Origin of the sequence: Lysobacter sp. 22409 (assembly GCF_052045105.1) — a bacterium.
Lineage (GTDB): Bacteria > Pseudomonadota > Gammaproteobacteria > Xanthomonadales > Xanthomonadaceae > Lysobacter > Lysobacter antibioticus_B.
This window is the reverse complement of sequence record NZ_JBQEOE010000001.1, coordinates 35,837-50,168: the sequence shown is the minus strand read 5'-3', so window position 1 is coordinate 50,168 and position 14,332 is coordinate 35,837. Positions and strand designations below refer to the sequence as shown.

14 protein-coding genes are annotated in these 14,332 nt (G+C 68.1%); 4 read left to right on the top strand and 10 right to left on the bottom strand.

The window, feature by feature from the left end:
* Positions 1-538: 538 nt before the first annotated feature.
* From ACTJJK_RS00230 to purN, 3 genes are all read right to left on the bottom strand, one after another.
* On the bottom strand, positions 539-1,237 hold the full coding sequence (locus tag ACTJJK_RS00230) for a DUF3108 domain-containing protein (protein ID WP_051884533.1): 699 nt from the start codon (positions 1,235-1,237) through the stop codon (positions 539-541).
* On the bottom strand, positions 1,234-1,953 hold the full coding sequence (locus tag ACTJJK_RS00225) for a DUF3108 domain-containing protein (protein WP_440729160.1): 720 nt from the start codon (positions 1,951-1,953) through the stop codon (positions 1,234-1,236). The genes ACTJJK_RS00230 and ACTJJK_RS00225 overlap by 4 nt, the downstream gene beginning before the upstream one ends.
* An 89-nt stretch (positions 1,954-2,042) precedes the next feature.
* Positions 2,043-2,726 (bottom strand): phosphoribosylglycinamide formyltransferase, encoded by a 684-nt coding sequence (gene purN, locus ACTJJK_RS00220; RefSeq protein ID WP_031370928.1) that lies wholly within the window; start codon positions 2,724-2,726, stop codon positions 2,043-2,045.
* 417 nt (positions 2,727-3,143) lie between these two features.
* Here purN and ACTJJK_RS00215 point away from each other — a divergent pair, with 417 nt between their 5' ends.
* On the top strand, positions 3,144-5,321 hold the full coding sequence (locus ACTJJK_RS00215) for a tetratricopeptide repeat protein (RefSeq protein ID WP_440729159.1): 2,178 nt from the start codon (positions 3,144-3,146) through the stop codon (positions 5,319-5,321).
* A 354-nt stretch (positions 5,322-5,675) separates the two neighbouring features.
* On the opposite strand, the gene ACTJJK_RS00210 is transcribed toward ACTJJK_RS00215, so the two are convergent.
* The 7 genes from ACTJJK_RS00210 to purM form a co-directional block, all read right to left on the bottom strand.
* A complete protein-coding gene (locus ACTJJK_RS00210) occupies positions 5,676-6,137 on the bottom strand; it encodes a hypothetical protein (RefSeq protein ID WP_031370926.1) in 462 nt (153 codons plus the stop codon).
* 779 nt (positions 6,138-6,916) lie between these two features.
* Positions 6,917-7,324, bottom strand: a complete 408-nt coding sequence (locus tag ACTJJK_RS00205) for a DUF4259 domain-containing protein (protein ID WP_223619903.1) — start codon at positions 7,322-7,324, stop codon at positions 6,917-6,919.
* 88 nt (positions 7,325-7,412) lie between these two features.
* Complete coding sequence (locus tag ACTJJK_RS00200; RefSeq protein ID WP_223619904.1) at positions 7,413-7,661, bottom strand: hypothetical protein; 249 nt, start codon at positions 7,659-7,661, stop codon at positions 7,413-7,415.
* 27 nt (positions 7,662-7,688) lie between these two features.
* Positions 7,689-8,108 (bottom strand): hypothetical protein, encoded by a 420-nt coding sequence (locus ACTJJK_RS00195; RefSeq protein ID WP_031370923.1) that lies wholly within the window; start codon positions 8,106-8,108, stop codon positions 7,689-7,691.
* A 61-nt stretch (positions 8,109-8,169) separates the two neighbouring features.
* A complete protein-coding gene (locus tag ACTJJK_RS00190; protein ID WP_223619905.1) occupies positions 8,170-8,634 on the bottom strand; it encodes a hypothetical protein in 465 nt (154 codons plus the stop codon).
* Between the two features lie 62 nt (positions 8,635-8,696).
* The gene (locus tag ACTJJK_RS00185; protein WP_036148128.1) at positions 8,697-9,299 is read right to left on the bottom strand and encodes a DUF2238 domain-containing protein; all 603 of its coding nucleotides are present in this window, start codon (positions 9,297-9,299) and stop codon (positions 8,697-8,699) included.
* 155 nt (positions 9,300-9,454) lie between these two features.
* On the bottom strand, positions 9,455-10,519 hold the full coding sequence (purM, locus tag ACTJJK_RS00180; RefSeq protein WP_223619906.1) for a phosphoribosylformylglycinamidine cyclo-ligase: 1,065 nt from the start codon (positions 10,517-10,519) through the stop codon (positions 9,455-9,457).
* A 424-nt stretch (positions 10,520-10,943) separates the two neighbouring features.
* Here purM and ACTJJK_RS00175 point away from each other — a divergent pair, with 424 nt between their 5' ends.
* From ACTJJK_RS00175 to hda, 3 genes are read left to right on the top strand one after another with little or no spacing between them, the layout of a single operon-like run.
* Positions 10,944-12,026: a DUF2066 domain-containing protein gene (locus ACTJJK_RS00175; protein ID WP_430536894.1), complete on the top strand. Its 1,083-nt coding sequence runs from the start codon at positions 10,944-10,946 to the stop codon at positions 12,024-12,026.
* A 3-nt stretch (positions 12,027-12,029) separates the two neighbouring features.
* Positions 12,030-13,223 (top strand): AI-2E family transporter, encoded by a 1,194-nt coding sequence (locus tag ACTJJK_RS00170; protein ID WP_440729158.1) that lies wholly within the window; start codon positions 12,030-12,032, stop codon positions 13,221-13,223.
* Positions 13,220-13,945: a DnaA regulatory inactivator Hda gene (hda, locus tag ACTJJK_RS00165; RefSeq protein ID WP_440729157.1), complete on the top strand. Its 726-nt coding sequence runs from the start codon at positions 13,220-13,222 to the stop codon at positions 13,943-13,945. Before ACTJJK_RS00170 ends, hda begins: the two co-directional genes overlap by 4 nt.
* The last annotated feature ends 387 nt before the right edge of the window (positions 13,946-14,332 follow it).

Sequence of the window (14,332 nt, the reverse complement as noted above, 5' to 3'; positions counted from 1 at the left end):
TAGCCAGTGCCCTTGAGAGTCGCCCCTTTGAGAAGAGGGGCGGCGCTTCGCATCGTGATGAAGTGGACTCGCATGCATCGGATGCGGAGGCGGCTTTGGGGTTGGCGAATGCATGTCGCCGCAGAACCCAAAGCAAATCCCCCCTAGCCCCCCTTTTTCAAAGGGGGAGTAACCGCGCGCGGGGTTCGGCGGTTCTTCGCTGCGACGAAGCGCCCTGAAGCGCCTGTGCTCCCGAAACTCTCTCGATGCAGCCACGATAGTTCGCCCCCTTTGCACAAGGGGGCTGCGCCTTGCGTCGCACGAAGTCGATTCGTCAGTGACTGGCGCGGGGGATTCGCTCTTCGTTCGGCGAAAGATTGCCGTCGCAAAGCAGGGCAAATCCTCCGGCCGCTCGGCAAAGGCGGAATCCCTCTGCTGCAGGAATGCCGAGGGTCTCGATGTCATCCCGCCCGAATCGCCACGACAACGAAAAAGCCCCGCCGAAGCGGGGCTTTTTCGTGCCGGCGCGGCGCCAGCGCTGCCGGTGTCGCGCGGCGCCTCAGCGCACCGACTGCACGCGCAGGTCGATCGCGTCGGCGCCCTTGTCGCGCTGCAGGATGCGCGCGGGCACCGGCATGCCGGGGACGACCCAGGCGATGGTTTCCTTGTCGCCGTTCTTGCTGACCAGCTTGGTCGCCTGCTGCGATTTGCCGCCGACGGTGATCGCTTCCTTGCCTTCGACGGTGTAGGTCAGTTGCTTGACGCGGCCGTCTTCGACCATGCGGTAGCTCATCGGCTTGCCGGCGGGCGCATCGCGCACCAACGCCAGGTTGATCAACAACGCGTCCAGATCGCCGGTCTCCAGCTTGATCGGGCCGGCGCGGTCGGGCTTGACGTCGCCGGTCCAGGTGGCGACGCCGCGCGCCCAGTCGTAGGTCGCGTTCTTGTTCTTGTTCTTGGTCAGCACCTTGCTGCTGTCGCTGCCGCTGATCGGGCGCAACTGGCCGGCCTTTTCCTCGAATACGGTCGACTGCTGCAGATTCGCCAGCGGGCTGGTCACCGCCAGGCTGTACTTCCAGCGGTTCGCACCGGCGGCGGCGACGGTCATGCGGCCGTTGCCCTGCATGCCCATGTAGCTGGCCGAATAGTCGGCGCTGAACGGCTTGACCGCGAACGCCGGAGCGCTGGCGAGGGTCAGCGCGGCCGCGAGCAAGGCAAAACGAATCTTGGGGATTCGACTATTCGTTTGGGTCGTCATTGTTCGTTGACTCCTTTGTATTCGACCAGACGCAGATCGTAGGTGTCCTGGCCATTTTCGCGTTGCAGGATGCGCACCGGGGTGGGAACGCCGTCGACCACCCAGATCGAGGTTTCCTCGTTGCCGCTCTGCACGCGGTTGACGCGCATCGCGTTGAAGCTCATGTCGTCGACCTTGACGCCTTCCAGCTCCTGGGCCACCAGGTATTGATGGGGGCGGGCACGGCCGGAATCCACGAAGCGGTAATTCAGGGTCTTGCCGGGTTGGGCGTCTCGGACCACGGCGAGATTGATCAGCAGGCCGCTCATGTCGCCGTCGGCCAGCGGAATCGGCTTGCGGCGGTGTTCTTTGACGTCGCCGCTCCACTGCGCGCTGCGCTTGTTCCAGTCGTAGACGCCGGTGATCGTGCGCTTGGAGAACAGCACCTTGCGCACCATGGTCTGGCTGAGCGGGCGGTAGCCTTCGCCGGCGGTTTCGAACAAAGTGCTTTGCTGGGCGGCGGCGCCGGCCAGGCCCATCATGCCGCGTTCGGCATGGATGTTCAGGTCGATGCGCCAGTGGCCGCCCTCGGGCTTGACCTGCATGGTCGCGTCGCCGAGCGCCTTGCCGCTGTTGAAGACCTGGTAATTGGCCACGAACGGTTCCAGCGCGAAGGCGCTGCCGGGGAGGGCCGCGCCGATCAGCACGGCCAAGAGCAGGGGCAGGTGGGACTTCATGGGCGACGCGAAGAATCCTGAAAGGGCTCGAGTGCAGCGCGTGGAGGGCGTGTGCGGAACGCGTTCGACCCGTGCGCGGGGTGCGGAGTTCAGGCCGCGAGGCCGGTGGCCGGGTGGGTCAGATCGCCGGCGAAATCTAAACGCAGCGGCGTAAATAGCGGATGACCGTCGAGGGTGACGGTTGCGCCGTGTTCAGCCAGGCGGCCACTGGCGGCCAGTCTCATTACCGCGAGCAACAACGGGTGTTCGACCCCGAGCACGCGCTGCGCCAGGGCTTCCGGCGTGTCGCCGGCTTCGATCGCGACGACCGCTTGGGCGATGACCGCGCCGGCGTCGAGTTCGGGAATGACGAAGTGCACGCTGGCGCCGTGTTCGCGCTCGCCCTCGGCAAGGGCGCGTGCATGGGTGTGCAGGCCGCGGTACTTCGGCAATAGCGAGGGATGGATGTTGATCGTGCGGCCGCGGAAGCGCTCGACGAAGGCGCTGCCGAGGATGCGCAGATAACCCGCGCACAGGATCCAGTCGGGCCGGCAGGCGGCGACGGCGTCGGCGAGATCGGCGTCGAAGGCCTCGCGGCTCGGGTAGGCCTTGGCAGGGGCCGACCAGCGCAAACCCTCGGGCACGCGCTCCAGCGCGGCCGCGCCAGGCTTGTCGGAGAACACCCCGACCACTTCGGCGGCGAGCCGGCCGGCGGCGATGGCGTCGAGCACGGCCTGCAGATTGCTGCCGCGGCCCGATGCGAGGACGGCGATCCGGGGAAGCGGCTGGGACATTACAGGCCATCGGGTCGAGACAGGCCGGCATTTTAAGCGATTCGCCGGGTGCGCGATGTGGCGGTTGGCGGGGGCGGGCGCTGCGGAATGTGCCAACGCCTGGCAGGGGCGCGGCGACCGGCGGCGGCGCGGTCGCGCCTCGTGACCGAAAGAAATCCCGTAGCCCGCCGCTCCTGCTCTGGAAGCGGCCACTCCCGCTCTCCCGCGCTTGAAGCGAGGGGAGGACCGCAAGACGGAGAGGGCCGGGACAGGGGTGAACGAGCACTGCTGCGAAAGTGCGAGTGTCGATGAAGTCCACGATCACTGTGACCGAATGCGCTAAATGGGCGCGATCGATGGGGACTTTCTCCAACGCCATCGCTTCCGCTTCAGCGCCGGATCGGCAAAGCTGCCGATAGCGGCAGCCGGGAGCGGGGCGTGGGCAAGGACAGTTCGAGGTGTTGGGCTTTTGCGGTACTGACCAGTTTCCTGTTGAACATGCCGGCGGCGGCAGCGCAGGCCGATGCGAACGCGGCGTGTCGACCGCTGCAGCCGAGCGTGGCGCTGCCCGACGCGGACGAGTGCTCGCGGCGCTATGGCCTGACGCCCGGCGGCGATCGCGCGCATGCGCTCGCAGCACTGTACGAGGCCGGCGACCAGCGCTCGCGCGGCGGCGATTTTTCCGCGGCGGCCGGTGCGCTCGATTGCGCGCAGGCCGTGGCCGGCGCCGACGCCGGTTGGCAGGTCGACTACGAACTCGTGCGCCGTCGCGGCGTGCTCGATTACCGCCAGGACTGTACGGTCGAAGCCCTGGGCAAATTCCATCAGGCCTTGCAGATCGCCAAGCGCCAGCAAGACCGCCCGGCGCAATCCAAGAGCTGGAACAACATCGGCGCCTCGCTGCGACGGCTCGGCGACTATCGCGGCGCCTTGCAGGCATTCCTGTCGAGTCTGGAAATTCAGCGCGACGCCCGCGAGCCGGCCTTGGGCCCGGTGCTCAACAACATCGCCGATATCTATCGCGATCTCGGCGCGACCGATAATGCCGCGCGTCATTACGATCAGGCATTGGCCGAGTTCCGCCGCGTCGGCAATCCGATCGAAGCCGCTCACGTGCTGCAGAGCATGGGCGTGCTGGCCCTGGATTCGGGCGATACGCAACGCGCCGAAGGTCTGCTGGAGCAGGCCTTGGCCGCGTTCGTCAAAGCCGGCGAACGCACCTACCAACTGCGTGTGCATGCCGAACTCGGCCGCGCCGCGATCCTGCGCGGCGATCTGGCCAAGGCGCGCGATTGGACCGATCGCGGTCTCGCCCTCGCCGCCGAAGATGGCGTGCGGCCGCCGGCGCCGCTGCAATTGCAGGCCGCACGCGCCGCGCGTTTGTCCGGGCAGGCGCGTGCGGCGCAACTGCGCCTGAGCGATGCCTTGTCGAGCCTGCCGGCGCAGGACAGCGACCGGCCGGCGCTGTTGGCCGAATTGGCCGATGCTTACGAAGCCTTGGGCGAATGGCCGCGCGCGCTGACGACCTTGCGCGAGTCCGAGGTCGCCGCGCGCACTTTGCGCGAGGCGCGCTACGACCGCGAGATGAAGTGGATGCAGATCCGCTTCGAAACCGCCGAACGCGACCGCACCATCGCCGCGCTCGCCGCCGAGAACGAAGTGCGCGCACTCAGCCTGCGGCAACGCACGCTGGCCTTGTGGCTGACCGCGGTGTCGGCAGTGGCGGCCTTGCTCGGCCTGATCGTGTTCTTCCTGCGCCGGCAACAGCGCGCCCGGCTCGCCGAAGCGGCTCGGCAGGCACGCCTGGCCGAGGAAGTGGAGTACTACCGTCGCGCCGCGGCCGAGCTCGGCGTCGACCGCACGCGTTTGCAGGCCGCGCTCGACAGCCGCGACGATGCGGTGCTGGTCCTCGACGCCGGCGGCCAGGTGCTCGCCGCCAACCGCAGTGCCGGGCAATTGCTCGGACAGGCCGGCGACAGTCTGCCCGGACGTGCCTTCGGCGAATTGCTCGGGGAGTCGGACGCGTCGCGCTTCGCCCAGGCGATGGAGCGGCTCGATGAGTCCTCGGCCTCGCAGCGCCTCGACTTCGGCCTCAGCGGCGGCGCCTTGCGCGCGCAGCTCAGCGAAACCGGGCAGGGCGAGGGTTTGATCGTACTCGGACTGGACGCGCTCGGTGTCGGACAGGTTGAGCGCGTCGGCCTGGAGCCGGTCGGTATCGACACCGGCGCGGTCGAAGCGCTGGCCGACGTCGAAGCCGCCTCGGCCCTGGACGCTACCGCCAACGAGGCCATGCGCTCGTCGTTCCGCCGCGCCCTGGTCGAGTTGATGCTGGCGGTGGTCGAAGCCTGGGAACGCAGCACCGGTCACGGCCGGCTGGAACTGGCCGAGAAAAGCCGGATCTGGCGCGTCACCGTCGACGACGGCCGGCTGCGGGCGCGGGCGATGGAGCGTTACCTGAGCCTGTCCAAGCTGCCGCGCCAGCCGCGCTGGCGCGACGTGCTGCGTTCGGGCTATTACGTGCTGGCCGAGTGTCCGCTGGAAGAGTCGGTGCGCAGCGAACTGCAGAAGCACGTCGATACCGTGCTGACGTATACGCGACGCCACGCGCTGGTGTGAGCGACTGCCTGCAGGTTGTTGGGTTGTGCCTGCCTGGCATCGCTAGCCCGCGACAATTCAATCCGTCTTCGCAGCGAAAGCGGGGTGAAGGGATCCGCTTGCGAGCCACCGGCTCGCGCATCCGTGAACGCCAGGGCGCTGTGCGCCCTGGCCGGGCCGCAGACTTCAGTTCGCGTGGAGTCCCGGTTCGCACGACTGCGCCATCCGTCATCCCCGCGAAGGCGGGGATCCAGGGCTTTATCGGGGCATCCCTCTGAAGTCTCTGGATTCCCGCCTTCTCGGGAATGACGGCGGGTGGGTTTCGCCGCTTACGACCGATGGGTTTCGCCGTTTACAGAGGGGCGGCTTCGCTGCTTACGGCCGCAGCGCGTTAGCCGCCTTCGTCAGCTTGATCGGCGTGCCACTGAGCACCTGGCAACGCACGCACAGGCCCTGCAGGTTCGGCGTGTTCGGGCCGAAGCTGTAAGCGGAGTGGTGCAGCAAGGTGTCGTTGTAGGTGGCCGGGGAGGTTACCTGGGCGATGCTGCCCGGTGCGATCTGCTCGCAGTACTGGAAGGCACGGCGGGTCGCGACCGCCCAATGGTCGTCGACGATGCCGCAACTGCTCGGCGTACACATGCCGCCCGGCGGCAGCCGGATGCCGCCGCCGAGTTCGCGCTGTTGGAATTCCAGCAGGTCTTGCGAGCTGAAATTGAACGAGCCGACCACGGTCATGCGGGCGCCTTCCTGTGCGCAGGCGCCGTCGGTGTCGTGGGCGATGGCGCTCGTGCTGAGCAACGCGGCCGCGAGAATGAATCCCTTGAGTGTCGTACGCATGTCCGCCCCCTGTAGGCGAAGCTCGATGGAAGCCCAGCCTACGAAACGCGCCGAAGCCGAGTCCAAGCAATTCGGGGACCAAAGCGGGAACGAATCGGCGCGAACTTGTCGGACGACACGATTGCACTGTGACCTCATTGGCGGTCTGCATGTTCGGCATCGCCCCCGATCGCGAAACGTTCCCGCCGCGTCCCGATTCGGTCCCTGAACGTTCCTCGCAAATCGACGCGCGCCGACAGTAAATAGAGACGTCGCCGGCGCGGTGTCGGCCTGGTCAACGCCGGGCTCGTCCACTGGAAGGACGCACCGCGATCGCGTCGACAGGGCGCGTCGGCATGCGCATCGGGTACCGCTCAGTCCTCGTTCGCATGCCGACGCGGCCGATCCATCGGCCGGTGCAGGGTCGAGGCGGATCGGCGATGCCGGCGACGATGGGTGACGATGAACTTCGCGGCCCGCCGTGATCGCGCGTGCACGTCCCGCGACTCCAGGCGAGTCTCACGGGCGGGAACGCAGGCAGCGATCCGGTCGGGCCGGTGATGAGGCATAGGGACATGCCGCCCGCCCCGCGTCGGCCATGGACGGTCCGGCGCGGTCGCTGGCGCTGCGCGCAACGCGCGGCGCAGGCGGGAGCGATCGGTCCGACGGGGGAGCCAACGGGCTGGACGCAGCGGGCTNTCAGGCCGCCATAGCCCGCGTTTGGATCGGTGCGTGGCTCGACGGGCGAGGGCGGGGTTGGAAGGCGGAGGCCGGTGAGAGTCGCCACCGACGGCGATGCCTCAGTGCGACAGCCGCGAACGCAATTGGACGACGTCCGCCTGCCAGGCGGCGTAATCGTCGGTCTCTTCCCATAGCTCGCGCAGCTCCGACTCCGGGCCCAGTACGCGGTCGATGGCGCGCAGCGCATCGGCGATGAGCGCGGCATCCGGCGAAGGCTTGCGGTGCGCGATCCAGTGGGTCAGCGTTTCCTGCTTGCGCGCGGTGGCCGAGGGGCGGCCGATCGCGGCGGCGATCAGTTCGCAGGCGGCCAACGCGGTCGAGGCTTCCGGTGCTTCCAGATAATCGTCCGCCTCGAGCGCGGCCGCGATGGTCTCGCGCACCAAGGCCAGGCTTTGGTGGTCCGACAGATCGGCCAGCCAGTCCGCCGCATCGTCGTTGTCGAACGTGCTAATGCCCCAAGCGCCCATCGATTCGCTCCTGCTGATGAAATTCGCGAGCCGCCGGGGCGGGTCGATGTGTTGCATGGTGTTGCGTGCTGCCGACGATGCGCCCGGCTTATTGCTGGTCCGGGGCCCTGGCGATCAACGACAACTCGTCGTGCTTGAAGCCGTTCGGATAGTGCACCAGCCCGCCGAAGTCGGTTTCGACGAGCACGCCGCGTTCCAGGTAGGCCCACTCGGCTTGCGGGAACCGCGCCGAGTACTCGCCTCGGTCGATCAGGGCCACGATCCTGCCGCGATTGAGTTCATAGGACAGGACCTGGTCGCCGATCCTGACTTCGAGTCCGTCGCTGTATCGCACCATGGCGGCTCCCATGTCGAAACCTTCCGATCAGCGTTCGCCGAACAGCGCCTTCACCGAAGGCCGGCTCAACACGATCAGGGTGAACACGCCCAACGCGGTGCCCAGCGGCACCGACAGGCAGGAAATGCAGGCGACGACCATGCACAGCGTGCGGCTGCGGCGCTGGCCGAGGCGGCGCGCGGCGATGAAGGTCAGGCTGCCGCCGATGATGGCCACCAGGAACAACGCCACCGCGAAGCCGATCAGGACATAGCCGCCGACCTCGTCGCCGGGTTGGCTTTGGATGCCGCCGTTGAGGATCGCCGCCCCCATGAAGACGTACAGGAAGGCCACCAGCAGCGGCAGCAGATACAGGGCGGCGAACACGTAGTGCAGGATGCTCAGCGTCTTGAGCTGCGAGGCGTCCTGCGGGTTTTCGACCGCCGATGCGGCTGGGACCTGGTTCATGGATGGATTTCCTGGGTGGGAGGTTGCGGCCGCATTCCGGGCTTGCGGCGACGGGGGCGAATCAATCGCGCGCGGCGAACTGCGCCTGCACCGACGGACGCGCCAATACGATGAAGGTGAACACACCGAGCAAGGTGCCGAGTGGCACCGACAAACAGCTCAGGCCGGCGACGATCTGGCAGAAGCGGGGGCTGCGGCGTTCGCGCAAACGCCGCGCCGTCATGAACTGCAACCCGGCGCAGGCCAGGCTGAAAACGAAGCTGGCCAGGATGAGGCCGAACGCGATGCCGCTCGCCATCGTCGAGTCGCCCGACGAGGTCTCCGAAGTCGCTGGGCCAGCCGGCGCCAGGGCCACGATGATGGCGAAGACGCCGACGAACGACAGCAGCATGAAGGCGTTGAGCCCGGCCAGGACGTAATACAAGATGCTGAGCGTACGCAGTTGCGAGGCATCCGCCGCATCGGTCGCGGCGGCGGAGCTGTCGGCGCTGGTTGCCGGATCGAACCTGGACTCGAATTCGGACATGGCTTCTCTTGGTCTTGGTCGGATCCCGATCGAATAGCGCGATCGCCGGCCGGCCGGCGGCTTCAGCGCCGCGCGCGCGGCCAGGCGGCGAGCGCGCCCAGTGTCGCAAGAAACATGTCGGTGTGGGCGTCCCAGACGTCGCCTTGCTGGCCGTTGTAGGACTCGGCGGCTTCCGGCGACATGGTCAGGGCGATCGCCCATTCGATCCACTCGTAGATCAGGCTGGTGCACATGATCGCGGCGATCGCGAGCACGAAGGCCTGGCGCGGCGACAGCGCCGGCCAGCGCTGGCGCAGGTACTCGCGCACGGCCGGGGCGAAGCAGACGCCGTAGAGGAAATGGATCAGCCGGTCGAAATGATTGCGCTCGAAGCCGAGTGCGCGATCCAGCGACCAGCCGCCGGTCAGCGACTGAATCCACTGGTCGTAGGGCACGTAGGAATACAGCCAGCGCGCGGCGATGCAGTGCGCCACCATGAAGCCGCAGATGGCGAGGAAGTGGCCGTCGCGCAGCGGCCAGCGGCGGTCGTGGCGCCACAGCCACAGCAGGCCGACCACGGTCAGCACGCTGTGCATGCCCTGCTCGAACGGGCTGCTCGGGTCGATCCAGGACAGCGCGAACACCGCCAGCACGACGGCCAGGGCGAATTTCTTGGCGACGCTCATGCGTCCTGCCGGCGTTGCGGTCATCGGGGTCGGGTTCTGCGAAGTGAGATGCATCGCACGCTACCCGAGCGCCGCAGAGAAAGAAACCGCAACGCAGTGCGCAAAAAAACGGCGGGCCGCGGCCCGCCGTTCGATTTTTCGCGATCGTGCGCGGCTCAGCCGATGTGCACGCGCTCGCCTTCGGAATGAGCGACCACCTCGCCGATGCGCCAGTGCGCCAGGCCCAGGCGTGCCAGGTCGGCTTCGGTCGCGGCGACCGCCTCGTCCGGCACCACCAGCACGAAGCCGATGCCGCAGTTGAAAGTGCGCCACATTTCCTCGCGCGGCACCGCGCCTTCGCGCTGCAGCCAGTCGAACACCGGCGGCAGGGTCCAGGTGGCGGTGCGGATGTCCAGGCCGAGGCCGTCGGGAATCACGCGGATGATGTTTTCGGTCAGGCCGCCGCCGGTGATGTGGGCCATGGCGTGGATGCGGTGTTCGCCGCCGTTGGCGCGCAGCAGTTCCAGCACCGGCTTGACGTACAGCGCGGTCGGTTCCATCAGCGCGTCGATCAGGCGCACGCCGCCGACGGCGACGTCGCCCGGACGGCCGGCGCGATCGAAGATGCGGCGGATCAGCGAGTAACCGTTGGAGTGCGGGCCGCTCGAGGCGATGCCGATCAGCACGTCGCCGCGGCGCACGCGCGCGCCGTCGAGCAACTGCGACTTCTCGACCGCGCCGACGGTGAAACCGGCCAGGTCGTATTCGCCCGGCGGGTACATGTCGGGCATTTCCGCGGTCTCGCCGCCGATCAGGGCGCAGCCGGCGAGCTCGCAGCCCTTGGCGATGCCGCCGACCACGGCCACGGTGGTGTCGACATCGAGCTTGCCGGTGGCGAAGTAATCGAGGAAGAACAGCGGCTCGGCGCCCTGCACCAGCACGTCGTTGACGCACATGCCGACCAGGTCGATGCCGATGGTGTCGTGGCGGTTGAGCTGCTGGGCGAGCTTGAGCTTGGTGCCGACGCCGTCCGTGCCCGAGACCAGAACCGGCTCGCGGTACTTGCCGGATAGATCGAACAGGGCGCCGAAGCCGCCCAGGCCGCCCATCACCTCGGGACGGAAGCTGCGCTTGACCAAGGGCTTGATGCGTTCGACGACCTGGTTGCCGGCGTCGATGTCGACGCCCGCGTCGCGGTAGGTCAGCGGCTTGGGGGAGGTGTCGGAAGGAGATGCGGTCACGGCGGCCCCGGCGGTCGCGGAAGGAAACGTGGGATTTTAGCAGCCATGGGGCGTCCGAACCGGTTTGCCCTGCAGCCGGGCCGCGCAGAGCCTCCGCCGAGGCTGCGCTAGGCCTCCGCCTAGGCTAGGCAGGGCCTCCGCCAAGGCTAGGCATGGCCTCCGCCAAGGCTCCGGCGGGCGTTGCCTGAACCGGTCCGTTCAGGCGCGCGAATGGACGTGCCGGCGCCACTACGGCAACATTTCGGACCTTGAGCACCGTTGGCGGAGCGCACCCGCGACCGCCGGACCGAAGCAGGAGGCGAGGGTGGGCGAGGGCATGGCCTTCGCCCGCGGTGGTGGGTCCAGCGCTACGATGCCGGGCCCGCAGCCCGGCTCGCGACTGGAACGGCGGGCGGGACGCCGGTTTTTCTACATACAGTTAAGGATGGCGATGGTTCGGGCAATCCGGAGTTTTGTGGTCGCAGCGCTGATGCTGGCGAGCTTTGCCGCCGCCGCGCAGCGCGTCGAGGGCGACCGCGCCGAGGCGGCGGGTCCGTTCTCGGCCGAGGTCCAGGTCAACGGCCAGGGCGAAGCCGAGCGCAACGGCGCCATGGCGCGTGCCCTGGCCCAGGTGCTGGGCAAGATGTCCGGCGACCGCGCCGCGGCCAGCCGGCCGGGCGTCGGCCAGGAACTGCGCCGGGCCAAGGACTACGTCACCGGCTACGACTACCGCCAGGACGAGGGCGTGTCGCGCTCGACCGGCGCGCCGACCTTCCAGACCACCCTGGTGGTCAATTTCGACCAGACCAAGGTCGAGACCCTGGCCTCGACCCTCGGCCTGCCGATCTGGCCGCAGCCGCGTCCCAAGCCGGTGCTGTGGATGGCGATCGACGACGGTAGCGGCCCGCGCCTGGTCGGTCTGCCGCAGGTCAACGCCGCGCGTTCGGCGCTGAACCGCGCCATCGACCGCGGCTACCGCCTCGGCCTGCCGAGCGGCAACGCCGCCGAACAGGCCAGCGTCGGCGCCATCTGGCGCGGCGACGCCGCCGCCGTGGCCCGCGCCTCGTCGCGCTACAGCCCGCCGATGCAGCTGATCGGCAAGGTCTACCGGGTCAAGACCGGCGGCTGGAAGGGCGATTGGACCTTCGTCGACGGCGGCAAGGTGCTGGGCAGTTGGTCCAACACCGATCCCGACGCACGCAAAGTCATGGCCGGCGGCGCCGACGGCGCGGCCGACGCGCTGATGAAGCGCTACGCCAAGCGCAGCGCGGCCGGTCCGGCCGGCGTCTACCGGGTGGTGTTCACCAACCTGCACAGCGCCGACGACTACATCCGCCTGTCCGGCTACCTGCAGGGTCTGGCGGTGATCCGCAAGATGACCCCCGTGCGCGCTACGCCCGACAGCGTCGAGTTCGATCTCGACCTGATCTCCGGCCTGTCCGGCCTGAAGCGCATGGCCGACAGCGGCGATACCCTCGAAGCGCTGGAAGGCCTTGAAGGTCAGCCGCCCGTGTACCGGCTGCACTGACGCATGGACCGCGCCCCGTTGGAAGACATCGCCCTGTTCCTGCGCCGCCTGCAATGGACGGCGCTCGGCGTCGGCGCCTGTTGGCTGCTGTGGGTGCTCGCGCCAGTGCTGACGCCGTTCGTGATCGCCGCCATGCTGGGCTGGCTCGGCGACCCCTGGGTCGACCGGCTCGAACGCACCGGCCGCTCGCGCAACGTCGCCGTGTCGCTGGTGTTCGGGTTGATGGCTCTGCTGGTGATCCTGGTGCTGGTGCTGCTGGTGCCGCTGATCGAACGCCAGATCTCGACCCTGATCGTGTCGCTGCCGCGCTATCGCGAATGGTTCACCGCCACCGCGATTCCGTGGCTGGAGCAGCGCAGCGGTTTCGAGATCAGCAACTGGCTCGACCTCAACCACCTGATCGAGCTGGTGCGCAGCAACTGGGAGCGCGCCGGCGGCGTCGCCACCACCCTGCTGGGCTATCTGTCGCGTTCGGGCTTCGCGATCATGGGCCTGATCGCCAACATCGCCCTGCTGCCGGTGCTGACCTTCTTTTTCCTGCGCGACTGGGACGTGCTGGTCGAGCGCGTCGCCTCGTTGATCCCGCGCGCCCACCTTGCCACGGCGAGCCGCCTGGCCAGGGAGTCCAGCGACGTGCTCGGCGCCTTTCTGCGCGGCCAGTTCCTGGTGATGCTGGCGCTCGGCGTGATGTACGGCCTGGGCCTGTGGGCGGTCGGCCTGGACCTGGGCATCCTGATCGGCATCATCGCCGGCCTGCTGACCTTCGTGCCCTACCTCGGTCCGGCCAGCGGCATCATCCTCGGCGTGATCGCCGCGCTGGTGCAGTACGGCGACTGGAAATACGTGGCCGGCGTGCTGGCGGTATTCGGTGTCGGCCAGGTCGTCGAAAGCTATTGGCTGACGCCCAAGCTGGTCGGCGACCGCATCGGCCTGCATCCGGTCGCGGTGATCTTCGCCGTGCTCGCCGGCGGCACCCTGTTCGGTTTCCTCGGCATGCTGCTGGCCCTGCCGGTCGCCGCCGTCGCCAACGTGCTGCTGCGTTACGCGCAAGAGCGCTACACCCACAGCCGCCTGTATGCAGGCGACCACCCGACCATCCTGCTCGACCCGGCGACCGTGCCGGTGGTGCCGAAGGCCGAGCCCGCGGCGAAGGACAACGCGGAGCAGGCCGACCGCGCGGAGCGCGAAACGCAGTGAGCGTCCCGCAGTTGCCGCTGGCCCTGCGCTATCCGCCGGACCAGCGTTTGGATACCTATGTCGACGCGCCCGAAGGCGCGATCGCGCAATTGCGCGCCCTGGCCACCCAGACCCAGGAGACCGCCGGCTACGTCGACCCGGCCGGCGCCGACTGGGTGTATCTGGCCGGCCCGGCCGGGGTGGGCAAGACCCACCTGCTGCTGGGCGCCTGCGCCGCCGCCGAATCGGCCGGCCGTCGCGCCGCCTATCTGCCCTTGATGGCGGCCGCCGGGCGTCTGCGCGATGCCTTGTACGCACTCGAAGGCAACGACCTGCTGGCGCTCGACGGCATCGAAGCGATCGCCGGCAACCGCGACGACGAAATCGCCCTGTTCGACACCCACAACCGCGCGCGCGCCGCCGGCGCGTCGTTGATCTATGCCGCGCGCGACAACCCCGACGAACTTCCGTTGAGCCTGCCCGACCTGCGCTCGCGCCTGTCGCAGTGCACCCGCATCGTGTTGACCCCGCTCGACGACGCCGGCCGTGGCGAAGTGCTGCGCCAACGCGCCCAGCGCCGCGGTTTGGCCTTGGACGAAGCCGCGCTGGATTGGCTGCTCAAGCGCGTCGACCGCGACCTCGGCGGTTTGACCGCCTTGCTCGACAAATTGGATCGCGCCTCGCTCGCGGCGCAGCGGCGGATCACGGTGCCGTTCTTGCGGCAGACCTTGGGCGCCGAGTAGGCGCTGCCTAGGGTCGGGTTTGGTCGGCGAGGATTCTCGGTTCGACCCTGACACCCACTGTCGGTTGCGGTTGCGTTTGAATCACATGCGAAGTTGCATCGCGACTGAGCGCGTGCGTGTGCGAGCTTTTGCCTTGCCTTGCCTTGCCTTGCCTTGCCTTGCCGTTGCCGTTGCCGTTGCTGTGCGCGGCTTGGCACTAGCGAAGGCAATCGAAGACCCGGAGGGCGGCCCGCAAGGATGCGGGCCGTTTTTCATCGGGACAGGGATGTCCCGTATGAAAAATCCCCGCGTATGCATCGCTCGTGCCGGCCTGTGATTCAAAGCAAAAGCACTTTTCTTTGGTGACTTTCTTTTGTTGCTTTAGACAAAAGAAAGTTACCCGCCGCT